Source organism: Paenibacillus mesotrionivorans (assembly GCF_046098205.1).
GTDB classification, from domain to species: domain Bacteria; phylum Bacillota; class Bacilli; order Paenibacillales; family NBRC-103111; genus Paenibacillus_AR; species Paenibacillus_AR mesotrionivorans.
In genome coordinates, this window is sequence record NZ_JBJURJ010000016.1 from 37,273 (window position 1) to 63,615 (window position 26,343).

At 55.2% G+C, this 26,343-nt stretch carries 21 protein-coding genes; 13 read left to right on the forward strand and 8 right to left on the reverse strand.

Annotation, left to right across the window (positions count from 1 at the left end):
* Positions 1-342: 342 nt before the first annotated feature.
* From ACI1P1_RS22140 to ACI1P1_RS22155, 4 genes are all read right to left on the reverse strand, one after another.
* Positions 343-2,142, reverse strand: coding sequence for a glycoside hydrolase family 13 protein (locus ACI1P1_RS22140; RefSeq protein WP_416218763.1), 1,800 nt, complete (start codon positions 2,140-2,142; stop codon positions 343-345).
* Positions 2,143-2,147: 5 nt separating this feature from the next.
* Positions 2,148-2,972, reverse strand: a complete 825-nt coding sequence (locus ACI1P1_RS22145) for a sugar ABC transporter permease (protein ID WP_416218626.1) — start codon at positions 2,970-2,972, stop codon at positions 2,148-2,150.
* Positions 2,969-4,234, reverse strand: a complete 1,266-nt coding sequence (locus tag ACI1P1_RS22150; RefSeq protein ID WP_416218764.1) for a carbohydrate ABC transporter permease — start codon at positions 4,232-4,234, stop codon at positions 2,969-2,971. Before ACI1P1_RS22150 ends, ACI1P1_RS22145 begins: the two co-directional genes overlap by 4 nt.
* A gap of 123 nt (positions 4,235-4,357) precedes the next feature.
* A complete protein-coding gene (locus ACI1P1_RS22155; RefSeq protein ID WP_416218627.1) occupies positions 4,358-5,677 on the reverse strand; it encodes a sugar ABC transporter substrate-binding protein in 1,320 nt (439 codons plus the stop codon).
* Between the two features lie 226 nt (positions 5,678-5,903).
* Here ACI1P1_RS22155 and ACI1P1_RS22160 point away from each other — a divergent pair, with 226 nt between their 5' ends.
* The 10 genes from ACI1P1_RS22160 to ACI1P1_RS22205 all read left to right on the forward strand — a co-directional run bounded on the left by ACI1P1_RS22160 (position 5,904) and on the right by ACI1P1_RS22205 (position 19,080).
* Positions 5,904-6,929 (forward strand): LacI family DNA-binding transcriptional regulator, encoded by a 1,026-nt coding sequence (locus tag ACI1P1_RS22160; RefSeq protein ID WP_416218628.1) that lies wholly within the window; start codon positions 5,904-5,906, stop codon positions 6,927-6,929.
* Between the two features lie 132 nt (positions 6,930-7,061).
* On the forward strand, positions 7,062-10,127 hold the full coding sequence (locus ACI1P1_RS22165; RefSeq protein ID WP_416218629.1) for a PAS domain S-box protein: 3,066 nt from the start codon (positions 7,062-7,064) through the stop codon (positions 10,125-10,127).
* Positions 10,128-10,344: 217 nt separating this feature from the next.
* On the forward strand, positions 10,345-11,235 hold the full coding sequence (locus tag ACI1P1_RS22170) for a MetQ/NlpA family ABC transporter substrate-binding protein (protein WP_416218630.1): 891 nt from the start codon (positions 10,345-10,347) through the stop codon (positions 11,233-11,235).
* Between the two features lie 136 nt (positions 11,236-11,371).
* Positions 11,372-12,403, forward strand: coding sequence for a methionine ABC transporter ATP-binding protein (locus ACI1P1_RS22175; RefSeq protein ID WP_416218631.1), 1,032 nt, complete (start codon positions 11,372-11,374; stop codon positions 12,401-12,403).
* Positions 12,400-13,062 carry a methionine ABC transporter permease gene (locus ACI1P1_RS22180; RefSeq protein WP_416218632.1) on the forward strand — a complete coding sequence of 221 codons (663 nt, stop codon included), beginning with the start codon at positions 12,400-12,402 and terminating at the stop codon, positions 13,060-13,062. The genes ACI1P1_RS22175 and ACI1P1_RS22180 overlap by 4 nt, the downstream gene beginning before the upstream one ends.
* A gap of 12 nt (positions 13,063-13,074) precedes the next feature.
* On the forward strand, positions 13,075-14,439 hold the full coding sequence (locus ACI1P1_RS22185) for an FAD-binding oxidoreductase (RefSeq protein ID WP_416218633.1): 1,365 nt from the start codon (positions 13,075-13,077) through the stop codon (positions 14,437-14,439).
* 111 nt (positions 14,440-14,550) lie between these two features.
* Positions 14,551-15,030: a transcription elongation factor GreA gene (gene greA, locus ACI1P1_RS22190; protein WP_416218765.1), complete on the forward strand. Its 480-nt coding sequence runs from the start codon at positions 14,551-14,553 to the stop codon at positions 15,028-15,030.
* Positions 15,031-15,250: 220 nt separating this feature from the next.
* A complete protein-coding gene (locus tag ACI1P1_RS22195; protein WP_416218634.1) occupies positions 15,251-16,621 on the forward strand; it encodes an MATE family efflux transporter in 1,371 nt (456 codons plus the stop codon).
* Positions 16,622-16,695: 74 nt separating this feature from the next.
* The gene (locus ACI1P1_RS22200; protein WP_416218635.1) at positions 16,696-17,604 is read left to right on the forward strand and encodes a C40 family peptidase; all 909 of its coding nucleotides are present in this window, start codon (positions 16,696-16,698) and stop codon (positions 17,602-17,604) included.
* Positions 17,605-17,754: 150 nt separating this feature from the next.
* Positions 17,755-19,080 (forward strand): cellulase-like family protein, encoded by a 1,326-nt coding sequence (locus tag ACI1P1_RS22205; RefSeq protein ID WP_416218636.1) that lies wholly within the window; start codon positions 17,755-17,757, stop codon positions 19,078-19,080.
* 66 nt (positions 19,081-19,146) lie between these two features.
* Here ACI1P1_RS22205 and hflC read toward each other — a convergent pair whose 3' ends face one another.
* Together hflC and hflK are read right to left on the reverse strand one after the other, a co-directional pair.
* Positions 19,147-20,010, reverse strand: a complete 864-nt coding sequence (gene hflC, locus ACI1P1_RS22210) for a protease modulator HflC (protein WP_416218637.1) — start codon at positions 20,008-20,010, stop codon at positions 19,147-19,149.
* Complete coding sequence (hflK, locus tag ACI1P1_RS22215; protein WP_416218638.1) at positions 20,007-21,047, reverse strand: FtsH protease activity modulator HflK; 1,041 nt, start codon at positions 21,045-21,047, stop codon at positions 20,007-20,009. The genes hflC and hflK overlap by 4 nt, the downstream gene beginning before the upstream one ends.
* 218 nt (positions 21,048-21,265) lie before the next feature.
* On the opposite strand from hflK, the gene ACI1P1_RS22220 reads away from it, so the two are divergent.
* Positions 21,266-22,036 carry an SDR family NAD(P)-dependent oxidoreductase gene (locus tag ACI1P1_RS22220; protein WP_416218639.1) on the forward strand — a complete coding sequence of 257 codons (771 nt, stop codon included), beginning with the start codon at positions 21,266-21,268 and terminating at the stop codon, positions 22,034-22,036.
* 471 nt (positions 22,037-22,507) lie between these two features.
* Here the strand turns inward: ACI1P1_RS22220 and ACI1P1_RS22225 are convergent, their stop codons facing one another.
* Entirely contained in the window at positions 22,508-22,921 is a 414-nt protein-coding gene (locus ACI1P1_RS22225; RefSeq protein ID WP_416218640.1) for a hypothetical protein, read from the reverse strand.
* Positions 22,922-23,103: 182 nt separating this feature from the next.
* Positions 23,104-23,706, reverse strand: a complete 603-nt coding sequence (locus tag ACI1P1_RS22230; RefSeq protein WP_416218641.1) for a biotin transporter BioY — start codon at positions 23,704-23,706, stop codon at positions 23,104-23,106.
* A gap of 110 nt (positions 23,707-23,816) precedes the next feature.
* On the opposite strand from ACI1P1_RS22230, the gene ACI1P1_RS22235 reads away from it, so the two are divergent.
* Entirely contained in the window at positions 23,817-24,635 is an 819-nt protein-coding gene (locus ACI1P1_RS22235; RefSeq protein WP_416218642.1) for an ATP-binding cassette domain-containing protein, read from the forward strand.
* Entirely contained in the window at positions 24,632-26,329 is a 1,698-nt protein-coding gene (locus tag ACI1P1_RS22240) for an ATP-binding cassette domain-containing protein (RefSeq protein ID WP_416218643.1), read from the forward strand. Before ACI1P1_RS22235 ends, ACI1P1_RS22240 begins: the two co-directional genes overlap by 4 nt.
* Positions 26,330-26,343: the final 14 nt, after the last annotated feature.

The window sequence follows — 26,343 nt, forward strand, 5'->3', positions numbered from 1 at the left end:
ACGGGCAAAAGAATTACCAAATTCAATTCGGACTTTGTCATGTCCCGCATAATTCAAACAGAAAAAAACGCGCACGTTGGATGTATACACCTGGAAGCGAATGGTGTAATCGGCTATTCACCAGGCAGGAATTCCGCAAATCATGGTTATTGTGGCAGGTAAGGGGTACATCAAAGGGGAAGGAAATTGAGCTAGATTACCGCTTCGCAGCCTAACGGCGGTGAGAGACGCTATTGGGGGCAAAAGGAGGGAACAAACTCCGGTTTTGGCCAAATAAGGTCTCCTGCCGCCGTTAGAATGTGAAGAGGCTATAATTTAGCTAAATAAGGTCTTTGGCCGCCGTTAGACGCCAGCCGGAGTCTCCGCAACAAAGAGATAGCCGCTGTACGGAGCCAGCTGCAGCTGGATGGAAGCCGCCGCCTCCCAGGTTTGTCCGGTTAGCAGATCCCGGATACGGCGCCCCTGGAAGGAGGGGGGGAGCTGAAGCTCGAGCTCCGCCTCGCAGGGATTGTTATGCAGCAGAACAGCTATTTCCCCGTCGCCGCTCCGCCGGATAAACCCGGCTTGATTTTGCGACTCATCCGCCACCCACACGGTAAAGGAGCCGGCTTGCAGCTCGGTCCGTTCCCGGCGCAGTCCCGTCAGCTGCTGAACATATTGTCGTAGCGGCAGGTTCTGGCCGGCCGTCTCCCACACCATAGGCTTGCGGCAGCCCGGATCGGTTTCGCCCTCCATGCCGATTTCCGCGCCGTAATAAATCATCGGAATGCCGGGATAGGTCATGAGGAACAGCACAGCAAGCTTCAGCCTGTTCTCTGCTTCACCCCCCGGCTGCCAGCCCCAGCCGCCCTTGCGGCAGGAGGTGAGGAACCGCTCCGTATCATGGGAGTCCAGCAAATTCAGCATCGCCAGAGCGGAGCTGTCGGTGCCGCGGATATACAGGTTGGAAATCTGCTCCACAAAAGCTGCTGCGCCAATGGTTTGCCGGGCAAAAAACTCCAGCAGCACATCCCGCAGGGGATAGTTCATCGTCCCGTCGAACTGGTCGCCGCGGAGCCACGGCAGGGCGTCGTGCATGACCTCGCCGATAATCAGCGCCTCCGGATTTTTGGACTTGACCAGCTGCCGGAACATCCGCCAGAAGGAAGGCGGCACCTCATTAGCCACATCCAGCCGCCAGCCGTCTATCTGGGCCTGGTCCATCCAATATGCTGTCACCTGCAGCATATATTGCTGGACCTCGGGATGCTCCAGGTTCAGCCGGGGCATAAAGGGCAGGTTGCTGGCGAAGGTTTCATAGCAGGCGACGGGCTCTTGAACCACAGGGTACTCGTGGATATAGAACCAGTCCTTGTAGGGGGAAGCCTCCCCGTTCTTCAGCACATCCTGAAAGGCGAAGAAACGGTCGCTGGAATGATTAAAGACGGCATCCAGCATCACTCGTATACCCAAACGGTGCGCTTCCTCGACTAACCGGCGGAATAACGCCTCATCACCGAAATGGGGATCAATGGTGTAATAATCCACCGTATCATATTTGTGATTGGTGGGGGAGAGGAATATAGGCGTCAGGTAGACGCAGGTAATCCCCAAATCCTGCAGATAAGGCAGCTTCTCGAGGACACCCTGCAAATCTCCGCCCCAGAAGGAATCCCAAGCCGGGCAGCTTTCGTCTGTCCAATTCAGGGCTTCTTCCGGATCATTCATGGGGTCCCCATTATGGAAGCGCTCGGGGAAAATCTGGTATACCACGGCCGATGCCGCCCACTCCGGCAGATTATGTACCTGGGAGGGAGTAATAATGGGACAATGGAAAACATTGGTATGTTTGCGCTCGACGGATGCGCCGTTTTCCCCGTACCACACCCGTTCTCCCTGGCTGTTCTCCAGCAGAAAGCTGTATCGGATACGGCGGGTTGGCGTTGGAATGATTCCTTCGTAATAATCGTGAAGACCGGTGGACAAAACCTGCTCCAGCCGGATGGGGGTTTCCCGTCCCGGATCGGCATAGCGGTCCGCATGCACTACGGATACCCGTTGCGCATCTCCTTTGGCGCAGCGTATTCTTACTTTCCATTCATGCAGACTGACGGCAAATGCAAAGGGTGCATCGCACGTATGAAAGATGGAGTCCAGCCGCATTGTGATCACCCCTTATTGGCACCTTGTGTAAGGCCAGCAACCAAAAAACGCTGCAGCCAAATGAATAAAATTAAAATCGGTACGGCCACCATCACGGCTCCGGCAGCGAAGCTGGTGAATTCCGTGGAGTTCTGGCGGCTGACCATGTCATACAGCCCTACGGCGAGGGTATACTTCTCCGACGATCGGAGAATCAGCTTGGCGAAGATAAAATCGATCCATGCTCCTGTAAAAATCATTAGGCTTACATAGGTAAGCATAGGACGCAGGAGGGGGAGCATGATCCGCCCGAATACCGTCCAGTGGGATGCCCCGTCGATGCGGGCGGCTTCCTCCAGACTTTTCGGAATCGTGTCATAGAAGCCCTTGGCCACAAATACATTGCCTGCGAAGGAGCCGGAACTGTACACCAGCACCAGCGCCCAGTGGCTGTTCATCAGGTTGAGCTGCGCCAGCAGAATGTAGATGGCCACCATGGACATGAAGCTCGGGAACATATTGACAACCAGCAGCAGAGTCAGCCCGGTTTTACGTCCCTTAAACTGGAAACGGGACATGGCGTAAGAGCCCAGCAGCGTCAGAAAGGTGCCCAGCACCGTGGAGGAAACAGCCACCTTCAGGGTATTTGCGAACCAGCTGACGTACGGATATTTATCACCGGCCAGCATGTACCGGTAATGCTCCAGGGTAAACTGCCGGGGCAGGAAGGTTTCGCTGTACAAGCTGTTGCCTTCCTTAAAGGAGGACATAACAATCCATAGTGCCGGCAGGACCGAGCACACGGCAAGCAGGATCAGAATCAGATAGGTAAGGGTCAGCCGCAGCTTCATTGCACCATATCCTCCTCTTTGTAGGACCTGGAGCGGCGGAAGTTGAAGATGGACAAGCCGGCAACGATCACGAAGATGATAATACCGATGGCGGAAGAGAAATTGTACTGCTGGTTGTTCAGCGTCAGCTTATACAGCCACGTGACCAGGAGGTCGGTGGAGCCCGCGTATTGGTACTTGGGGTTCACCGGATTGCCGTCCGTAAGCAGATAGATGACGTTGAAATTATTCAGGTTAGCGGCAAACTGCATGATCAGCACCGGGGCTGTGGAGAAATAGACAAGCGGCAGGGTGATCATGCGGAAGCTTTTGAAGGGAGAAGCCCCGTCTATTTCCGCCGATTCATACAAATCCCGGGGAATGGTGGTGAGAATGCCGGAAACCAGGATCATGATTACCGGAATGCCCAGCCAGGCGTTTACCAGGAGTACGGTGATTTTGGCCCAAACGGGATCGGTGAGCCAGGGGATCTTATCAATGCCCAGGTAGCCAAGAAACTGGTTGATCGGACCGAATTCGCCGTTGAACATATTCCGGAAGACCAAAAGCGACACCAGATTGGGAATGGCAAAGGGGATGACCAGGATAGTGCGCCAGAATTTGCGGAAACGCACACCCTTCTGTTCAATCAGCACCGCCACGAAGATGCCTCCCGCGTAGGTTGTCACGGTGGATAATATTGCCCATACGCAGGTCCAGATGAATACGCCGTAAAAGGTGCGGCTCCAGGTGCGCAGTGTCAGCAGATCACCGAAGGTTTGCAATCCGTTCCAATTGATCAGATGAGCTGGAGGCAAATTGGGGGCGGCGAAATCGGTGAAGGCTACCAGAATGCTGAACAACAGGGGCAGAATGGTTAAAAACAGAATGGCCACACCCGGCAAAAACAGAATCAGATATGGAAAATGCCGCTCATTCAGGTGGTACAGGGTAGAGCGGAAGGTTTCGGTGGTTTTGCCTTGGTCCCGCAGCTTCCCGTTCAACCGGGCATCCCGGATGTTGAGGGCGTATCCTGCAATCAGCAGAACAGCCACCAGAAGGCAGATCAGCCCTTCTACCAACAGATAGATGGAATGGTCGCCGTCCACAGCCTGATACATGCCATCTACCATCATGAGTCCGCGCGGTGTGGTGCCCAGGGTAATGAGTCCCTGCAGTCCCGGGAGCAAATAAAGTGCGAAGGCCGCTATGCTGCTGACGCCCAGCAGGAGAAAAAGGAGTCCTTTAGCAACCTGGCGGTTATAAAACTGTCCCAAACCCATACAAACAACGGATAAGGCTGCAGCGCGCAGCGAATGTTTGGTCGGCACAACGAGTCATCCTTTCGATAGGAGGTGCGGAATCACAGAGTTGGATGATTCCGCACTCCACGATGCGGTGCAAGCCTACTTCTTGCCGCTGGTGATCTGCTCCTTGATGGTTTTGGCAGCAGAGTCCAAGGTGGATTTCACATCCGCGTTGGTATCCCATATGGAGGTGACGGCACCTTCCATAGGAGCCCAGACACTGGCCATGGCCGGAATGGAGGGCATAATCTCCGAGCTGGCGAATTGCGTCAGGAAGGCACTGGACAAGGCATCCGCTTTGACCGCAGAATCATTGGCAACCTCTTGGTTGGCAGGCAATATCCCCGTCTTCTGATAGCAGCTCAGCTGGTTCTCCTTGGAGGTCAGGAAGTTGGCCAACAGCCGGGCCGCTTTCGGATACTTGGTGTACGTATTCACGTAATAGGACCGGACGCCGGAGAAGGAAACCGACTTTTTGCCTTCCGGCAGATCAGGCAGGGGGGCTACGCCCAAATTGATCTTATCCTTGAAGCTGCCGATGGACCAGGGGCCGTCGATATTCATGGCCAGCTTGCCGTCGGCGAACAGCTGGGTTTTGATGTCGAAGGTCAGGTCGGCGACCTTGGGCGGAAGAATGCTCCGGAGCGACTGCATAAAGGTCAGGCCCTTGACAGCTCCGCTGTTGTTCAGGCCGATATCGTTGGAATCCGTGCCCTTGCCGCCGAATACGTAAGCGCCGTACGGAGCCATAAAGGCATAGTCGTAATAAAGGGTTTTGACCTCCCACATGATGGCGTATTTCCGGGCTTTTTCGTCGTTGAAGATTTTGGCGAAGGCGATGACCTCGTCCCAGGTTTTCGGCGGATTCGGAACCAGGTCCTTATTGTAAAACAAGGCGTAGGTTTCCACCGACTTGGGGTATCCGTACAAGGTGCCCTTGTAGGTGGACGCCTCAATGGCGTTTTTCTGGGAGCGGGCCGTTACATCCTTGGCGAATACATCATTGGGGAGGAGCAATCCGGCAGAAGCCGCATCCCCCAGCTTATCCTGGGGAAACAGCACCACATCGCCGCCGGTTCCCGCCGGTCCGTCCGTTGTCAGGCGCCCTGCCTGGTCTGGGGCCGGGACCTCCTCGATCTTCACCTCGACGTTATACTTGGCCTTGAAGGCAGCGGCTACCTCGGTGGCCCATTGTTTGGCCTCCTTGTCTTCCCACAGGGTGAGGACGGCGCCCTTCTCTGGCTGAAGCTCTGCACCGGCAGTGCTGCTGGTGCTTGGGGCAGTTGAGGCTGAGGAAGCGGGTGAAGCGGCCCCGGATGCGGCCGGGGAAGAAGCGGAATCGGAATTAGAGCTGCAAGCTGTAATCGGAGCCATCACCAAACCAGCCGAAAGAATAACGCCAACCGTTTTTTTAAACATGGAATTCCCCCCATTAACGTGATAAGCGCAATGTGATTCAGATAAGGAAACCGGTTTCCTAAATCGCTTTCAGAATAGCACAGTTCATGTTCCAATACAATCCTCCCCCCCAAAAATATTTATAACGGCGATTCGTCAAACACTGTCCGTTTTGCGGGAAATATGTTTATAATGAAAACGGTACTGCCTTTAGACGCAGCTTCAAAAACGGAGTGTGAGCAGTTTCATGAAGATTACAATCAACGAAATCGCCAAAGCCGCCAATGTGGCCAAATCCACAGTTTCCAAGGTCATAAACAATTCACCGACCATCTCGGAGGCCACCCGCAATAAGGTCCTGCAGATTATGAAGGACATGAATTTCACCCCTGACAGCGCGGCTACCCAGCTGGCCAAGCGGGCTTCGCTTATGGTGGGGCTGGTGATTGACATAGACCGTAAGGATGATTTCCTGAATCCGTTCTTCTACAGCATCATCGGCGGGGTGGAGAGTGTGATGGGGCTCCATCAATACGACCTGGCCATCTCCAATATCCGCAGCCTGGGGAGCTACACCCGGATGGATCTCCTGCGGCGGTTTGTCTACAACAACCGGATGGACGGGCTGATCCTGCATACGCTGACCGCAGAGCAGTCCCTCATCGACGAGCTGGAGCGGTTGGGCTTTCCCTATGCCGTTATCGGGAAACCCGTTGCTGAGGGCGTGATCGCCTGGACGGACGGGGACAACGAAACAGGCGGAGAGATGGCGGCACGACATCTGCTGGAGCAAGGCTACGGCAAGATCGGGTTTATCGGAGGGGACTTCGGCGAGCCTCTGGCCCAAAGCCGGTTAAGAGGATATAAACGGGTGATCCCAGGCGGGGATGATCCTTTTCCCTATTGCCTGCCGGGACCCAGCGATGAGAACGGCGGCTACAGCATGATGCAGTCGCTGTTGGCTCTTCCCGAGCCGCCAGATGCGGCGGTCTGCATCAACAATCTGGTGGCCTTCGGCGCGTTGAAGGCGCTGCAGGAAGCGGATATCGCCGTACCCCGGGACTTTGGGCTGGTCACCTTCGACGATTATCCCATTGCGCCCTATACAACACCGGCCTTAACCTGCCTGGATATCGACACCTTCGAGATCGGGGTCAGAGCCGCCCATCTGCTCCTGGAAAAAATGGGTGACCCGACCAAACCCATTCCCCCGCAGCTGCTTGCCCCCAAGCTGATCGTCCGCGGCTCTTCGCAGAAGCGGACGGAATACTAACGCAATATGCAGACAAAAGCCCCAATCCGGGGCTTTTTCTTATCATTTCACCTGTTCTTTTATATTGAAATTATTATAATAGAGTAATAGACATACATGCCGTAGGCGGGAAACCGCCAGGAGGAAGATACGATGGGTTATCCCCCAGAGGAACGTTTACCGATGCTGGAAGCGATTTGGGAGCAGGTTCCCGTAGGGATCTCGATATATTCTGCAGTGAACGGCAGGCTAATGGATGCCAACCCGGCACTGCTGTCCATGCTTGGGTACTCCAGCGAAGAGCTGAAGCTCTGCCGCGCCGTTGATTTGCTGGCCCCTGCCGACCAGGGCATGTTTACGCCGGAGCGGTTGAATGCGTTACAGAACAGCGCCCCATTTCCGCAGGAGGATTGGGGAGAGCTGCAGTTTATACATAAAAACGGGCAGCCCGTTTGGATTCAGGTGAGGGCATTGTCCGCGCTAGTGAAGGAAAAAGCAGTGCTTTTTATGATGAGGGATGTCACCCTCGAACGGGAGAAGCGCAAAAATAACCAGAATAACGAAGCATTGGCTCAGCTGATGACCAACAGCAAGCATGACATGATTTCCTTTACCACTCCTGATGGAATCCTGACCTACATATCCCCCTCCTGCAAGGAGCTGCTGGGTTATGGACAGGAGGAAATGATCGGCAGAAGCCGGTTCGAATTTTATCATCCGGATGAATTCAAGGATGTAACCCCGGAGGAGTTCTATGCCGGCGGGGATGTGAAGCAGCGCCGTCTGCGCCACAAGCAAGGCAATTACCTTTGGTTCGAAATTTCCTTCCAGTACATGTTCGATGAACGCGGCAATGTGGAGCTTATGCTGGGTATGGGGAGGGATATTACCGGCCGCAAGAATGTGGAGCATATCCTCGCCGAAGCCCAGCGTATCGCCCACATCGGATCGTGGGACTGGCATATTGCCGAGGGCAAGCTGTATTTCTCCGAGGAAGCCCGCAGAATATTCGGCTACGCGGTAGAACGGGTGGAGGATGAAACGCTGGAGCATTTGTACTCCGTCTTGCATCCCGAGGATCGCGAGCGTCTCCGGGATTGTATGCGTGAAACAGCGGAAACCGGTGTGCCGAGGGAAATCACATACCGCATTTTCCTGCCGGCCCATGAGATGCGTGTCATTCATGTCCAATGGGAAATGACGTGGCAGGATGACGGCAAGCCCCACCGCTGCATCGGCTACGCCCAAGACATTACCGGCAAGGTGGAAATGGAGCGTATGCTCCGGGAAAGCGAGCAGCGTTACCGGTCATTATTTGAGTATAATCCTTTTTGTGTGTTCCAAATGGATTTGACGGGGCGGATGCTGACTGCCAACCCCCATGTGGAATCCCTGACCGGCTGGTCCGTCAGCGATATTCAAGATCATTCCTTCCTCAAAATTATCCATCCCCGCGAGATCAACCGGATCAAAAAACAGTTTATCCGGGTAAGGGAAGGGAACGCTTGTACCACGGAATGCGCCATCCTGCATAAAAATGGCAGCTGGATCGATTTAAGCCTGACCCTGCTGCCGATTATTGTGGATGACAAGGTCGCCGGCGTATACGGCATTGCCAATGACATTACGGAGCAGAAGCGGTATGTGGAGCAGATTGAAAAGCTGAATGACGAACGGACTCTGTTGCTTAATGCGGTTTCGGAAGGGATTGCCGGTCTCGACGCCAACGGGAATATGACCTTCATCAATCCTGCAGGGGCCAAAATATTCGGCTTCGACCATGGCGAGGAGAAGGAGGCGCTGCGCCAGATCTCGCTGCTCAATGTTCATGGTCCCGACGGATCCGTTTTCCCGGAAGGCCACACTCCCATTGACCGGGCACTCCGGGACGGCATTCCCAGACGCAACCAGGAAGGAATTTTTTGGCGGAGGGATGGCACCAGCTTTTTCGCCAGCTATCAGGTTAGCCCCTTGGACCGGGAGCATGCCCGGGGTGTCGTGGTGGTCTTCCGGGATTTGACGGAGGAGCAGGAAATTATCCGGGCCAAGGAATCCGCTGAGCGGGCCGACCAGGCGAAGTCGGAGTTTCTCGCCATTATGAGTCATGAGCTGCGGACGCCCATGAACGGCATTATCGGGATGGCGGAGCTGCTGGCGGAGATGTCCCTTCAGCAGGAGCAGCGTGAGCTGGTGGACGTCATTGTCGGGAGCGGCCATTCCCTTCTTAAGATCGTCAATGAAATTCTGGATTTCAGCAAAATGGAGGCAGGCAAGCTGGACATCCATACAGGACCTATGTCCGTCTCTATGATTCTGTCGGATGTGGCGGATCTGTTCCAGCAACGGGGAGAATCCAAGAACCTGACGATATCCACCGAAGTTGACCCGGCCATTCCCGAGCTATTGGCGGGGGATGAGGGAAGACTAAGGCAAATTCTGATTAATTTGGTGGGGAATGCAGTAAAATTCACGGACTCCGGCTTCGTTAGTATCTCTGTGGAGCTGATGCATACGGATCAGGACAAAGCCTTCCTTGAGTTCCGTGTCCGGGACACGGGCATCGGCATTCCCCTGGACCGTCAGCACCAGCTGTTCCATTCCTTCTCCCAGCTGCACCCCTCCATTAACCGCAAATACGGCGGGACAGGTCTGGGGTTAGCCATCAGCAAGAAGCTGGTGGAGCTGATGGGGGGATACATCGGCGTCGAAAGCGATGAAGGCAAGGGTTCGGTGTTTCACTTTACACTGCCGCTTGATTTTCTGGAGGGGCCTGCGGCTGGTCCGGAGCCCAAGCCGGAGCGGCGGGAGCCTGCCGTTCCGGTGGAGGGACTGTACGGTCCCATGCGCATTCTGGTGGCAGAGGATAACGAGGCCAACCGGATGCTTCTCAAGATCATCCTCGGACGGCTGGGATATTATCCGGATTGGGCTGAGGACGGGATGGAGGCGCTGCAGCGGATTCGCCAGTCACCTTATGACATCGTGCTCCTGGATATCCAGATGCCCCGTATGGACGGTCTGGAGGTGGTTTCATTGATCAAACGGGAGATGCTGCCCTGGAGTCTTCCCACATTTATTGCCATCACCGCCTTCGCCCGCCGGGAGGACAGGGCCATCTGCCTGGAGGCCGGAATGGACGATTATATATGTAAACCCGTCAGACGGATGGATATCGAAGCAATATTGGCGAAATGGGCCCATGTAATAAAAAGCCATTAGGGGCTGGCTTAATCCCCGAAGTTCCAGTCACTGCTGAGCTTCCCTCATGCTGCGGAAAACGCGCGTGAGGGATTTTTTATTTTCAGAAAAAAGATTGACAAGGTACAAGGTGACCACTATACTTTAAAACATTAAACCGACTAATAAGGTATGAATTTAAGAGTAGAAACATGCACTTATTAGACCACTTCAAAAAAGAGATAAGGGAGAGAGCATCATGGTGAAAAAGACTAACAGGTGGCTGATTCTGGCTTTGGCGATATCCGTGTTCGGGCTGCTGCTGACGGCATGCGGGGGAAAGGATGAACCCGGCAATGCCGCAGCCTCTGCGGGAGCCGGAGCATCTCCTGCCGCCAACAAAAATATAAAGATCGGCGTATCCCCCGGGCCCTATGGCGACATGATCAAGGTGGCCATTGCCCCGTACATGGAGAAGCTGGGCTACAAGATCGAAGTGGTTCAATTCAGCGATTATGTCCAGCCTGACCAGGCATTGGGCAGCAAGGAAATCGACGCCAACCTGATGCAGCATACGGTGTATCTGACCAAGTTTGCAGCCGATAACAAGCTGGATATCGGCAAGGTGATTTCGGTCCCTACAGCCGGGATGGGGGTATTCTCCAACAAGGTGAAAAGCCTGAAGGAAATCCCTGACGGCTCCAAGGTCGCCATCGCTGTGGACGCCTCCAACCTGGCCCGCTCCTTACGTTTCCTGAAGTCTCTGGAGCTGATCGATCTGAAGGCGGATGTGGATGCCACCAAAGCGACTGTACATGATATCTCCAGCAATCCCCGCAAGCTGGAATTCGTGACCATGGATGCGGCACAGATTTCCCGAAGCCTGGACAGTGTGGCAGTAGGGCTCATTCCCGGCAACTTCGCCATCGCCGCCAAGCTGGACTTCTCCAAGGCCCTTGCGGTAGAGAAGCTGACCGAGGACTACAAAAACGTGGTAGCGGTGCGTACCCCGGATATCACCGGCCAGTTGGGCAAGGATCTGAAGGCTGCCGTGGAATCCGAGGAATTCCATAAGGCCATTGAGGATGCCAACGGAATCTTCAAGGCCTTCGACAAGCCGGAATGGTATACCGCCAAATACGGCAAATAAGCTGCAGTGCAGCACGTCCAAGGGAGTGGCCGCCGGAAGCAGGAGCTTCGTGGAAGCCACTCCCTTGAGCCGTACCGAAAAGTGACCGGACAACCGGAACAGTTGAGTCTTTCTTCTTAAGAAAGGGTGTCGGCAATTGATCGTACTGGACAATATCAATGTGGTGTTTAAGCAGAAGGGCCGGAAATTAAACGCCGTGGAAAATGCCTCCTTATCCATCGCCAAGGGTGAAATCTTCGGCATTGTTGGACCCAGCGGAGCCGGCAAAAGCACGCTGGTCCGTGTGATTAACCTGCTGCAGCCTCCCGCCTCCGGGAATGTGATCGTGGGCGGGCAGAATATTACCCGCTTTAAGGGAGCGGAGCTGCGCAAGGTGAGGCTTAGGATCGGCATGATCTTTCAGCACTTTAACCTGATCAGCGGGGCAACGGTATACCATAATATCGCCTTTGCCTTGAAGGCCAACAATTGCCCCAAGGAAAAGATCCATACCCGGGTCACCGAGCTCCTGGCCCAGGTGAATCTGTCGGATAAGGCCCAGGTATACCCGGCTAATCTCAGCGGCGGACAGAAGCAACGGGTGGCCATAGCCCGTGCGCTGGCCAACGATCCCGAAATTCTCTTGTGCGACGAAGCGACGTCGGCGCTGGACCTGGAGAATACGGAGGAGATTATCCGGATTCTGCGCAGGATCAACCGGGAGAATCCCATCACCATCGTATTTATTACCCATGAGATGGATGTGGCCAAGAAGCTGTTTGACCGGATTGCGGTGATGGCGGAGGGGAAAATTGTGGAAACGGGAGATACCTACCAGGTATTTACGGAGCCCCAGCATCCGATGACACGCTCACTGGTGGAGCGGGTGCTGAACATTGAGGTTCCTGAGAATCTGGTGACCGGTCCGGATGAGGTGCTGCTGAAGATTACCTACACCGGTGAACGGGCCTATGATCCGGTGATCAGCCGGGTGTCCAAGGACTTCGACGTGCTGGTGGACATTCTTCACGGCAAGATTGAGTATATCCACGGCAAACCGCTGGGGATTCTCTTGATCAAGCTGAGCGGCACACCGGAGGAAACGGCAAAAGCCAAGGCTTACATAGCGGGCCAGGTGTTCAAAATTGAGGAGCTTGCCGCCCACGGACATGGAGGTGCAAGCCGATGAATACCACCTGGGATATTCTCCGCCTGGAATTAATGGACGCCATGGGGGAAACGGCCTTAATGGTCTGCATCGCCATGGCGGCGTCGCTGGTATTTGGCCTGCTGATTGGTCTGGTGCTGTATCTGACCTCAAGCCGGCTGTTTTTCCCCAACCGGGTATTAAATGCAATCATGGGTATTATCGTCAATATCATCCGTTCGGTTCCTTTCGTCATTCTGCTGGTGCTGTTGATCCCCATCACCAAGGTTATTGCCGGCAGCAGCATCGGTCCGGTAGCGGCGTCGGTACCGCTGGCCTTTGCATCCATCGCTTTTTTTGCCCGTTTGGTGGAAGCGGCCTTCAGCGAGGTGGATAAAGGTGTGCTGGAGGCAGCCATCGCTACAGGAGCCAAGCTCAGCTTAATTCTGCGCAAGGTGCTGTTTGTGGAGGCCATGCCCGGGCTCATCCGGGCCACCACCGTCACCGTCATCAGCCTTATCGGCTACTCGGCCATGGCCGGCCTGGTTGGCGGCGGAGGTGTAGGCGACCTGGCCATTCAGTATGGCTATTACCGCTACGAAACCGGGGTGATGTTTGCGACCGTTATCCTGCTGATCGTGATCGTGCAAGGAGCCCAATTCATCGGAGACTGGTTCGCCCGGTTGTTTACCCGGAGGTAGGAGGAAAACAGTATGCACGAGCTGCAAACAATCATTACCGACCCTGGCCGGGTGTTGGTCTCGGACATTCCGGGAGCGTATGTGACAGATAATCTGGGGAGGCTGAAGGGCCAGTGTGACGCCGTTGTGTTTCCCGTCAGCACGGAGGAGGTCAGCGCCGTGATGAAGTGGGCGTATGCCCATTCCGTGCCTGTAACGCCCCGCGGCGCAGGCACCAATCTGGTGGGCTCCACCGTCCCCGACCGGGGCGGAATTGTGCTGGATCTATCCCGGATGGACCGGATTCTGGAGCTGGATCCGGATACGCTCACGGTTACAGTGGAGCCGGGTGTGCTGCTCTCCCGTCTCCAGGCACATGTGGAGGAGCAGGGGCTCTTTTACCCGCCCGATCCGGGGGAGAAGGAGTCCTCCATCGGGGGCAACATCAGCACCAACGCCGGGGGTATGCGGGCGGTGAAATATGGGGTGACCCGGGATTATGTCCGGGGCCTCACGGCGGTACTGCCCAACGGAGAAGTGATCACCACCGGCGGCAAGGTCGTGAAGGACAGCAGCGGGCTGTCCTTGAAGCATTTGCTTATCGGCTCCGAAGGAACATTGGGCATCATCACCCAGTGTGTACTGAAGCTGGTGCCCAAGCCTGCGTATGTGCTGGGCGCCCTGGTGCCCTTCGCTTCACTGAAGACGGGGATTGATGCCGTCATCCGTCTGATTCATGAGAATACAGGGCCAACCGCCATGGAGTTTATGGAGCGCAAGGTGGTGGAGCTGGGCGAACGGTATATGAACCTGCGTTTTCCGTTTCCGGAGGCAGGAGCCTATATTCTGCTTTCCTTTGACGGAGCAGGGGAAGGGGAGGTCCGCACCCGTGCGGAGCGGGCCCGGCAGGCGGCGCTGGAGAACGGCGCCTTGGACTTCCTTCTCCTCGAGGAGAAGCAGGTGCAGGATGAGGTGTGGCGGGTGCGCGGTGCCCTGGTGAAGGCGGTGGAGGCCGTCTCCGAGCAGGAGCCCGTCGATATTGTGGTGCCCATCAACCGGACGGCTGAATTCATCGCGTATGCCAACCAGGTGGAGCAGGAGAGCGGCGTGCAGCTGATCAGCTTTGGGCATGCGGGCGATGGCAATGTGCATCTGTGCGTTGTGCGTGGCGGCCGGGAAACGGAAGTCTGGAAGCGGGACCTGCATGCAGTTATGACGCGAATCTATGGAAAAAGCCGTGAACTGGGCGGCCTAACCTCCGGTGAACATGGCATCGGACTCTCCAAGAAGCCGTATTTCCGCAAGGCGGCCGATCCTGCAGCCGTATTGGCGATGAAGCAGATTAAGCTTGCCCTGGATAACCGGAATATTCTGAACCCGGGGAAAATCTTCGATTAATTTGAACGGAAAGGACCTTCCCCCTGTTGTATTCAGGGGAGGGTCTTTTTAATTGTCCGGAAATCAGGTAGAATGGGTATCAGAGAAGTGGATAAGGAGCTGTATGGGCAAATGGCAGACGAAGAGATTTTATTGACGAAAGAGGGCTTGCAAAAGCTTGAGGATGAACTAAGAGAGCTCAAAACGGTGAAACGCCGGGAAATGGCCACACGTCTGAAGGTCGCCATCAGCTACGGGGATTTGAAGGAGAACAGCGAATATCATTCCGCCAAGGAAGAGCAAGGGTTTATGGAAACCCGGATTAAGGTACTCGAGAAAATGCTCACCAACGTGAAGCTGCTGGACGAGTCCTCCATCGATACATCCGTAGTCAGCATCGGTTCAACGGTAACCTTGAATGATATTGAATTTGCCGAGCATGTGGAATATACCATTGTCGGACCGGCGGAATCGGATGTGACCGCCAACAAGATTTCCTACGAATCCCCCATGGGCAAGGAGCTTCTGGGCAAAAAGGTAGGAGATACCGTAAGTGTGGAAGCGCCTGTAGGCATCCTGAAATATGAGGTGCTGGGCATCAAGTTTGTGTAACTTACATACAGGAATTCCGGGACAGCCGTTCAATTTACGGTTGTCCTTTTTTTTGGTCTGCCTATTCAAAAATAAGTTCAGCCCATTAAAAACCGTGATCAATTTCCTGTAGTATGCGGAACGCTTTCAATGATACGATTCCCGTGTTTGCGATAGCGAGATTAGGCCGTGTCTGAAAACTCGAGTTTTCAGACACGCCCTAAGGAAACGGGTGATTAAAATGGACTCCGCCAAGGAGTTTCGCTTATTTGGCCTGACGTGGCCGATTTTTTTGGAAATTTCCCTGTTTATGCTCCTGGGCATTGCCGATACCTTCATGCTTAGTGCCATATCCGACCAAGCAGTAGCGGGTGTGGGCGCAGCCAACAACTACCTGCACATTGCCATTCTGGTGCTGGAGGTAATCGGCAACGGCGCCTCCATCGTGGTATCGCAATTCTTGGGCTCTCGGCAGCCCCGTGAGGCAGCGAAGATATCCGCCCTGGCGGTGACCCTGAACACCCTGATCGGCATTGTCATCAGCGCCTTGTTCCTCTTATTCAACGGCCCGCTCTTGCGTACGCTGAATCTCACCGGTGAGATCTACACCTTTGCCCAGAGTTATCTGTCCATCGTGGGCGGCGCCATCTTCCTGCAGGCCATTATCAATTCCTTGTCTGCCATCATCCGGGTGCACGGCTTTACCAAACAGGCCATGCTGGTATCCCTGGGCATGAACGTGGTCCACATTTTCCTGAATTATGCGCTGATTTTCGGGAATCTCGGCTTCCCTGAGCTGGGTGTTCAAGGCGCGGCGGTATCCACCGTGCTCAGCCGGACTCTGGCGCTAGTCACCTTCCTGTGGCTGCTTTATAAGGTAACGGAAGTGAAGCCGGAGTGGATGGACTATATCCGTCTAACCAAGGAACGGATCGTGAAGATCCTCAAAATCGGCATTCCGTCGGCCTTCGAGCAAATTATGTACCAAGCCTGCCAGATGACCTTTTTGTTTTATGTGACCTTTTTGGGGGAAACCTCCATGGCCGCCCGACAGTATGCTGCCAACATCTCCATGTTCATCTATCTGTTCGCTATTGCCATCGGTATGGGGACCTCGATTATCGTCGGGCGGCTGGTGGGGGCGGAGCGCCAGGACCAAGCCTACTCCCGGGTGTGGAGCAGCCTGCGGTGGGCGGAGGGGGCAACCTGCGCCATGCTGGTGCTGATCGTCCTTGTCCGCGTTCCGCTGATGAGCCTGTTTTCCGATGATCCGGAGGTGATCCGCCTGGGCGCGCAGCTCCTGCTGCTGGGGATTGTGCTGGAGACGGGCCGGACGCTGAATATTGTGGTGATCAACTCGCTGCGTGCTGCCGGAGACGCCAAATATCCGCTGTGGATCGGGATTTTCTCCATGGTATGCATGAGCTTGTCCCTGGGATATTTCCTGGTGTTTGTCCTGGACCTGGGTGTAGCCGGCGTATGGCTGGCCATTGCGGCTGATGAATGGACCCGCGCCGTCATTATGATCCACCGGTGGAAAAGCAGGCGCTGGGAGCGGTACAGTCTGGTCCATCAGCCGGGAAAAGACACTGCAGCGGCAGAGGCCCTGTAAAATTATACCTTACCAATATTTATTCAATGCATAATCTTCCTTCGGAGGCTACAATTGTAGCAGGAGGAGATGTTATGAAGAAAACTTTGATAACTTTGGCAGCAGCAACTGTACTCACATTGTCGATCTCATCTTCGGCCTTGGCCGCACAAGGTGTGGTGGAGAAGGGCGTCAACTTCCGGACCAGCCCATCCACATCCGGCTCCGTTATCGGTTTAGTTAAAGCGGGCACCACCTTTGAAGTGCTGGATCAGGTTAATTCATACTGGGTCAAGGCGAATGTCAACGGTCAAGTCGGTTATCTCTCCACAAATTATGTGAAGATCGATTCAAGCTCCCCCGGAAACGCAGCTGCCGGTCAGGGTGTGGTGGAAAAAGGCGTTAACTTCCGCACCGGCCCGTCAACCTCCAGCTCCGTCATCGGTTTGGTGAAAGCAGGCACCACATTCCAGATCGTGGAAAAGGTCAACTCATACTGGGTCAAGGCAAATATCAACGGTCAGATCGGGTATCTCTCCACCGATTATGTCAGCTTAGGAGCTACGGCGCCATCCAATCCGGCACCGGCACCAACCCCAACACCAGCGCCGCCGGAGCAAGCCTCCAACATTGCCGACCGTGTGATCCATCACGCCAATAATCTCATCGGTGTAACCAAATACAAGTACGGCTCCAATCTTCCGCCGACTCTGCTGGATTGCTCCTCCTTCACCAAATTTGTCTTCGGTATCGAAGGGGTAAACCTCAAGTGGGGCACCAAGTATCAGAAGGATGCCGGCACAGCGGTATCCCGGAGCAATCTGCAAAAGGGCGACCTGATCTTTTTCTGGACAAGCTCCTCCGGAGTCATTGATCATGTGGGCATCTACATAGGAGACGGAAAAATCATACATAATACACCGTCCATGAACGGTGTCGGTATTTCCTCCATCACCTCCGGGTATTGGGACACCCATTACGTGTCCGCCCGCAGAGTGCTGTAAGAACGAATCCCGGACTTATCATATTCTTAATACCCTTGCGGGCTTTCTGATGAAGGCCCGTTTTTCTATTTGGTTTGGAGCAGCCAATCCACACATCCTCCATCATAAGACGCCCATCATCCATTGCGCCACGGAGCCGCGGAGGGTACCATGAGGATAACAATACTTGTCCAAAAGGGTGAAGACAACGTGAAAACATCCATTCCCGGCCATTTGCCGAAACGACTGACCATCACTATGTGGGACTTCTCCTGGTACACCATGACCATGCCCGGCGAGCCCTATCACGATATGGAGGCGCGGTTCCAAGAAGCGGTTGAGCTTGGGTACAATACCATCCGCATCTGTGCCATGCCTTATCTATTGTTTACAGAGGAAGGACCAAGACCGGGCAAGCTGGCCTTCGGTAATCTGGGCCAGGTTGGTGTACGGACCCGCTGGTATAACTGCAAGGGGGGAGCCGAGCTGGACGGTGTGGCCCATCTGCTGGAGCTGTTCCGGCTGGCGGACAAGTACAATTGCTTTATTATCTTGTCCTCATGGGAATACCAGCAAAGCCCCAGCTTCCTGAAGACAAGAGAGCTGTTCGACGAACTGTTGGCCATTGCCCCCGAGAAGCGTTTTATGGCCATCGCACGCTCCATGAGCCGTCTGATCACCACCGTCAAGGAGGCAGGCTATGGGCAGCGGATTGCCTATGCGGAGCTGCACAATGAGCTGGAATTCGGCCGGATGACGCAGGTGGCGCTGGATGCGGGGATTCCCGACGGCAACGCGCCCAAAACCATTGCGTATATGAAGCCTTATGTGGAAGAGGCTTTGGCCTATCTGCAGAAGGGGCATCCGGATATCCTCATTACCGGCTGTTATACCCTGAACCAATCCTATCCCAAGGAGCATGTGGCGGAAAATGAACAGGTGGCCCATTTCCACCTTTATCTGAATGGTGTTTTGCAAGAGTTGGCGGATGCGGTGGCGCTGCACCGTGTGGACCAGGCGTTCCCTAATCCTGCGGCAGCTGCGCTGCTTCGGGATGATGCACCCCCGTTCTCGGAATATACGCTGCCGGAAGGGGAGGAATGGCGGCTTCACGGCAATCCCGTTGGCCTGAAGCTGTTGTACCTGCACGACTGGTGCGATCCGGTGAAGTGGGATCTGTTCCTCTATGACCGGTACGGCGCTCACCGGGTGGCCATGCGGGAGAAGATCGACCAGCGGCTGGAGGAAGCGGCGGAGTGGGCGGAGCGCAAGGGGCTGCCCATGGTCATCGGTGAAGGTTATGTGGGTTATACGCCTTGGCAAACCTATTTTGAAGAGGGGCCGGTGGGCAAGGATATTGCCGAATATGCCATCAAAAAGGGGATGGCGCTTGGCTTCTGGGGGATGATTCTATGCTCCAATTGTGCGCCTCACCATCTTTTTTGGCAGGATAAGGCCTGGCAGCAGAAGTGGAACCGGTTCATACTCGAATCCTAATAACAAAGAAGAAGCCTGGCAGAGCACCGCTCTGTCAAGGCTTCTTCTTTTATACGGGCTGGATTTTTATTGTCCCAGCAGAATACGCGTATACGGGGAATCGATGGGGAGGAGGATCACAGGCTCGCCCTGGAAGGTGGTTACGTAGCTTTCCAGTGTCCGGTACAGCTTGTAGAATTCCGGGTCCTTGCCGTACGAATCATTATAGATCCGTGCAGCCTCCTGCTCACCCTCGGCGATAATCTTCTTGGAGTCGGCCTCGGCTTGGGCAATAAGCTCCTGGGCCTGGCGGTCAGCATTGGAAGTGATTTTCTTGGATTCCTCATCGCCCTCGGACAGATATCCGGCTGCGATGGATTCCCGGTCGGAAATCATCCGCTTGTAAACACTTTCCTTGTTCTCCTCCGGCAGGTCCGTCCGTTTGATGCGGACATCGATCACTTCAATGCCGTAATTCTGACGGGAGACAATATCGGATACTTCCTTGGTGATATCGTCATTCAGGTTGCCGCGGGAGGAGTCCTCGCTGATAATGCTGCCATAATCGATTTCCGAGAGCTTCCGGCGAACGGTGTTATACACGGCGTCGCTGATGCGGCTCTCTGCGGTGGTGACCGTCTTCAGCGTCTGCAGGAAGCTGCGTGAGTTGTTAATCCGCCATACGGTATAATTGTCCACGATAATGGGCTTTTTGTCCTTGGTCATGATGGTGGTCGGCTGGCTGTCACTGACCTTTTGGTACTTGGGGAGCGTAGAGACTGTTTCAATAAACGGAATCTTGATCTTGATCCCCGGATTTTCGTGAATGCGTACCGCTTCGCCGAACTTCAGTACAACCTTGTATTCACTTTCCTTTACGATAAAGAGGGAGCTTGCCGCAAGAATAATCAGCACCAATGCTCCAACTGCTATGCCAATCCAACGTTTCATCGGTTGCCACCTCCTTGAGTCCCGGCTGTGCCGCCTGTACCTGCTGCGTTATTGCCTGTAGTCGAGCTTCGGAGGAGATCGTTAAGCGGAAGATAATTCACGGTATTGCCGCTGCCTTCGGTGATAATCACCTTTGCCTTCGGAAGGATTTTCTCCAGCGTTTCCAGCGTCAGACGGTTGCTGGTGACGTTGGGGCTTTTTACATATTCCGCATATACGGCATCAAATTTGGATACATCCCCTTGAGCATTCAAGATCCGGGACTGCTTTTCCCCTTCGGCTTTTTCGATCAGCGCCTGGGCTTCACCGCGGGCTTTGGGCAGGCGGTCGTTGACATATTTCTGCGCCTGGTTGATCTTGGTGTTCTTTTCCTCACGGGCATTGGTGACGGATTTAAACGCTGTCTGCACCTGGCCCTCCGGCGGTTCGATATCCTGGAACTTCAAGTCGATAATGTGAATCCCCGTATTGTACTGGTTCATCAGTTCCTCAAGCTTGGATTTTACATCGGTTTGGATCACGGTTTTCCCTTCGGTAATGGCATAGTCCAGCTTGGTGGAGCCGATGACCGAACGGATGGAGGCGATTGCGGAATTGCGCAGGAAGTGCTCGGGGTTCTCAATGTTATACAAATACTTGTGAAGATCGGAGACCCGCCATTCCACCACAGCGTCTGCGGAAACGATGTTTTCGTCACCGGTGATCATCAGTGCTTCCTCGTCAACAGGGTTCACCTTGCCGTTGACCTCCCGATAGCCGATATGAATCTTCTGGGTCAGCTTGGCCGGTACAATCACGACTTGCTGAATGGGGTACGGAAGCTTAAAATGAAGTCCAGAGCTTTCTTGTGTTGTCGTGTATTTCCCGAAGGTCATAATTGCGGCCTGTTCTTCCTCCTGCACAGTGTAGATGCTGCTCCAGGCCAGACCGGCAATGACCACAACGGCAGCGCCAAAGGCAATTTTCTTTACCGTATTTTTGGGAACCTGGGGAAGCTTTACGGTTTTTCCGTCTTTATCGCCTTGGTATACCTCCAAAAATGCCACTCCCTTTCCATGCTGTTCTTTGGTTGCTGAAACGTACTACGTGAAAACCCCCGTTGACGTTTCAAAAAAGATACACATTTGTCACAAAAAATGCACAGGGGTCTCGGACGGACCGTTAAAACATAGTATCCTCCACCTCTACCAGCATTATCAATTATGATTGCACGCTGCATTTTTGAATACCAATATACGCCAGGAGGATGGGTATCATGCTATTGCCTTCATTCGGTTTGGAAGGAAAGACAGCGCTGGTAACCGGCGCGGGCAAAGGAATCGGCCGGGCTCTTGCCGTAGGCTTGGCCGAGGCTGGAGCGGATGTGGCTCTGACCGCACGGACAGAGTCTGATCTGGAGGAAACGGCAGCGGAGATATGCCGGACAGGCCGTAAGGCTTATATCTGCAGGGCGGATGTGACCAGTCGGGAGCAGGTGGAGGCCGCTGTTGCGAAGGCGGTTGGGGAAGCGGGTAAGCTGGACATTCTGGTGAATAACGCCGGGATGAATATCCGGACGCCTGCCCTTGAAGTGACCGATGAGGAATGGGAAACCATTGTGCAGACCAATCTGAAATCCGCTTTTATGATGTCCCAGTGCGCCGGACGTTATATGAAGGAAGCGGGTGGGGGCAGAATCGTGAATGTGGCCTCGGTTGCCGGCCATACTGCCCTCCGGACCGGTGTGGTATATGGCTCCACCAAGGCCGCTATGATCCAGATGACCAAAATCCTGGCGCTGGAATGGGGCAAACACAATATTCTCGTGAATGCTATCGGACCCTGGTACTTCAAAACCCCGCTAACCGAGAAGCTTCTGCAAAATGAGGAGTTTGTAGCCGAGGTGCTGTCCCGGACTCCCTTGAAGCGGATCGGTGAGCTGCGCGATCTGGTGGGCCCTGTAGTGTTCCTCTCCTCCGAAGCATCGGGGTACATAACCGGTCAAACCCTGTTTGTGGACGGGGGCATGACCATTTACGGATTTTAGAAGATGATAGAACAAGACCGTCCAAGCCCTGGGGCTAACGACGGTCTTGTATGTTGAGGAGTCTGTCCGACGGAACCACCAAGGCACTCCTTTCTTGACACTGCTGCTGCAATGAGAAACAGGTCATGCAGGATCTAACGGCGGGGAAAGCCTTTATTTCGTCAAAAACCCCTCTTCAAAAAATCTAACGGCGGCCACAGCCTCTATTTGGGCAAATTATTCTGCTGCAAGCCTCTTTTTAACCCAATAGCGTCTCCTGCTTCCGTTAGATGCTGCAGCCCCCCGGTTTTGGAACAAATAGCGGCTCTCACCGCCGTTAGGAATAGTGCACCTGCGGGCACTAATAGTCACTTTTGCTGCGGATTCCTCCGCACCGTAGACCAATGTAATGCTGGAGGATGTCCTCAAATCGGCTTCGCCGGTTTCGAGGCTTCCCTAACACATCCAGCCTGCGGCTCGGACCTTGTTGTTTCAGGGTAGATCAAACCAACCACCCGCCGGCAGCTCCTTCCGCTTCAGGAAGGTGGCGATCAGCACCTCTCCTTCTTTGCGGGAATTGTAGGGCTTCGATTCAACCGGCACGGGCAGCCGTACTGCCTTCACGAATTCATCCGCCCGCAATTCCGCCATTTCGTAGCCCAGGTCGTCCTTCGACAACGATTCCACCTCGTATTTACCCCGGATGAACACCCGGTCACCCATTACCTTCACCGACCAGCGCCGCACCTTTTGCTCCGGCATAGGGCTGACGACAACCTTCACGTAGCGGTCCGTCTCATAAATTCTCACATGAGGCTCCGGACCACGGAAATCATCCAATGCTTTTTTGACCTGCTGCGAGGTTTTGGCAACTTGTTTGAACAGCTTTTCCCAATCCTCCCACATCACGCACACCTCCTGTTGTGATCCGCTGATGCTACAGGATATGTGGGATAGGCGCCTAGGGTGTGTTTGAAAACTTCGAGGGGAGCAGATTATCCTGAAATTTTCGTTCCAGGCAAGGCACTTTTGCGCTAGTTCACCAGGGGTACGTCGCAAAAGTAACGCAGCATGGGGCGAAAAGGCGGCTACTTGGAAATGGTAGTCTCCACCCCGGAATAACCGGCTTGTCCGGTGATCCGCGCAAGAGGGAATACCTGGCGCACAGTTGCGGCGATCAAACCGGCCAGAACGGCCTTGACGGCGTCACCCGTCAGGTAGGGGTAACAGCCTGCTGCCATCGCCTTGGCGAAGGTATAGTTGGCCGCATGGGCCAGCCATGGCACGCCGGTCACGTACAGCAGGAGGGAGCCGAACAGCTCCGCTGCGGCGATCAGGGCTACCGTGGTCCACAGTCGGCTTCCACGGACATACCGGGAGACCAGGCCAATCAGGAAAGCGGCAACGGGAAACATCCATACGAAACCGCCGGTAGGGCCGGTGAGCAGGGCCAACCCGCCGCGTCCGTCCAGAATTGGCAAACCCAGCACGGACAGGGCAATCACCAAGGCGATGCTGCCGAAGCCGTAAACCGGACCGAGGATCGCACCCGCCAGCATCACCACAAAATTCTCCATGGAGATGGGAACAGGAGAAAAACCCAAGTGCAGATTCAAATAGCTGGATAATACAAAAAGTGCGCTGAATGCGGTCATAAATACAAGTCCTTTGGTAGAAAACGAAAAGGGCATTGCCAAACCTCCTCTGATTTGTTAACCTATTTTTGCGATGTGAGGTTAACAATTCGCTGATGGCATTGTAACATGCCCATTGGCGTTTGAATAGACGGGCGGTGAAAAATTTGGGAAAATCCCTGATTGAGCTTCGGGAGGTCAGTGTTTACCTGCCGGGGAAGGAAGAGGCGGTGCTGCACCAGATATCCGGTGTCATCCGCGAGGGCGAGTGGCTGACGGTTGCCGGCCGGAACGGCAGCGGAAAAAGTGTCCTTGGGCGTCTGTTGGCGGGGCTGGACGGGCGTTATTCGGGAGAAATCGGGCGCTCCGCCCAAGGGGCTTCCGTCCGGCTGGTCATGCAAAATCCGGAGGCGCAGCTTATAGGAGAAACAGTAGGGGAGGATCTCCGCTTCGGGATGGAATGTGCGGGGCTTCCACCGGAGGAGATGGAGCTCCGCCAACAGGAAGCGCTGGCAGCTACAGGGCTGACGGGGTGGGAGGCATGTCCGGCGGGCAGCTTATCCGGCGGGCAGAAGCAGCTGCTGGCTTTGGCCGGCGCGTTGGCGGTGCGTCCGTCCGTGCTGATCGCCGATGAAGCCACCTCCATGCTGGACCCGGAGGCCCGACACCGGCTGCTGTCTGTCCTGCAGTCCCTTCAAAAGCGGGGAATGACGGTGATTCACATTACCCAACTGCTGGAGGAGGCGGCATATGCCGGCAGAATCTGGGCATTGGATGAAGGGAAGCTGGTGTTTGACGGCACTCCGGAGGATTTTTTCTATAGCCGGATGGCCATTGCAACCGGTGAGTGCGAGTCCCCCTGCCGGGCGGCGGGTCTGCTTCCGCCCTTAACCGTCGCCATAACGGAACAGCTAAAATTGCGGGGACTGCTTACGGACCGCTTTCCGTTGACGCCTGTGGCATTGGAGAGGGCGGTGTTGGCATGAACGGGCGGTACATGCATGAAGTTGCTATTCCGATGGACAGCGGACTCAGCCGGGCAGGTTTGTTTCATTGCTCCTTCGCCACAGAGGAGCTGACACTGGTGGCCGGCTGCACCGGCTCCGGGAAGTCTACGCTGCTCCAGCTATTGGCTGGTCTGCGTCCGGCAGGGTCCGGCAATATCGGAGAGCGGAGGGGGGAGGAACAGCGTACCCTGGAGCGCAGAGAGCTGCTGGCCACCTCCAGCTATGTGTACCAGAATCCGGAGCAGATGTTTTTCTTGCCGACAGTCCGGGAGGAAATCCTCTACAGCCTCAAACAACGGAGACTCCCCCCGCAGGAGCGGCAGGAACGGCTGGTATGGGCCTCCGCCTGGTGCGGACTAGGAGAAGAGCTGTGGGAGCGGTCGGCCTTCACCTTATCTGGCGGTGAAAAACGGCGGACTGCCTTGGCTGCAGCGGCAGCCATCCGCCAGCCTTGGCTTCTTCTGGACGAACCGACGGCAGGGCTCGATCCGGTTATGGCAGCGTCCCTAGCTGGCGAGTTGGCGGAATGGAAGCGTGAGCAGGGCAGAGCAGGCGGCGGGATCGTCATCGCCTCCCATGAGCTGGATCTGTTTCTGCCCTTGGCCGACCGGGTGGTACTGCTGAAGGATGGCTCAGTTGCCGGTCAATGGAGCCCGCAGGAGCTGCTGAAAGACCCTTCGCCATTGACCGAAGCGGGGCTCGGGGTGCCGGATTGCATCCGGCTGGCTGCACTGGCGGGCTCGGATTCTTTAGCTGCCGAAGCCATTGCCCGCTCCTTAGCGGAGAAGCTTGCGGCAGGCTCTTCTGCAATAGGAGCGCAGCCGTATGCGGCAGGGGCCACCCAAACGGGGCAGCAGCCTGCCATCCGATGGACAGTACGAAGCCAGCCAAACCAGGAAACCCGCTTCTCCCGGTTATCCGGGTTGGATCCCCGGGCCAAGTGGCTGCTTTACGCCCTGTTCAGCCTAAGCCTGCTTGTCTCCCCCCACTGGGGAGTAACCGCGTTGGGAGGTATGGCTGTGGCGGGGCTGGGTTTGGCTGCCAATATTCCGGCCAAACGCTGGCTCAGGCCGGTTTTTGCCTTTGGCAGTTTTATTCTGGCTGCGTTTGTAATCTCGGGCGTGGAGCTATCCTTTGCCGGTGGCCAGAGCCCCCTTATACATGTTGGATTTTCCTGGGGGCAAGGGCAGATTACGTTGAAGCGGTTGACCCCTTTGCTGCCTGTTCTGGCCGGCGGTGTGCTATTCAATATTCTAACCCCTCCTCTATCCATTCAGAAGGGTATGGAGGAGCTGCTACGGCGGATTCCGGTCATCCGGCGTGCCGGAGATACCATTGGACTGGCGGTAGCCCTGCTGTTCCGGTTTATCCGCTTCCTGCCCGGCGAGCTCGGGCGGATGGCACTTTTGGCTTCCATCCGCGGCAGGCCCGGAAGCGGCAACCCCGGCAAGCTAAAGCTGCGCCAGCTTCCGGCCTTCTTCATTCCGCTCCTTTTGTCCATGCTGCACCATGCCGAGGAGCTATCCTTTGCTTTGGCAGCGCGGGGCTATGGGCGCAAGGGTGCAAAACGCACACAAGCCGCCCCTCTCCGTTGGCAGCGGAGTGATGGGGCGGCGTGTCTGGCCGGTATGTTATGCATTGCGGGAATGAACGTGCTGCGGCTGTTTTTTTGAAGAGAGAGGAAAAG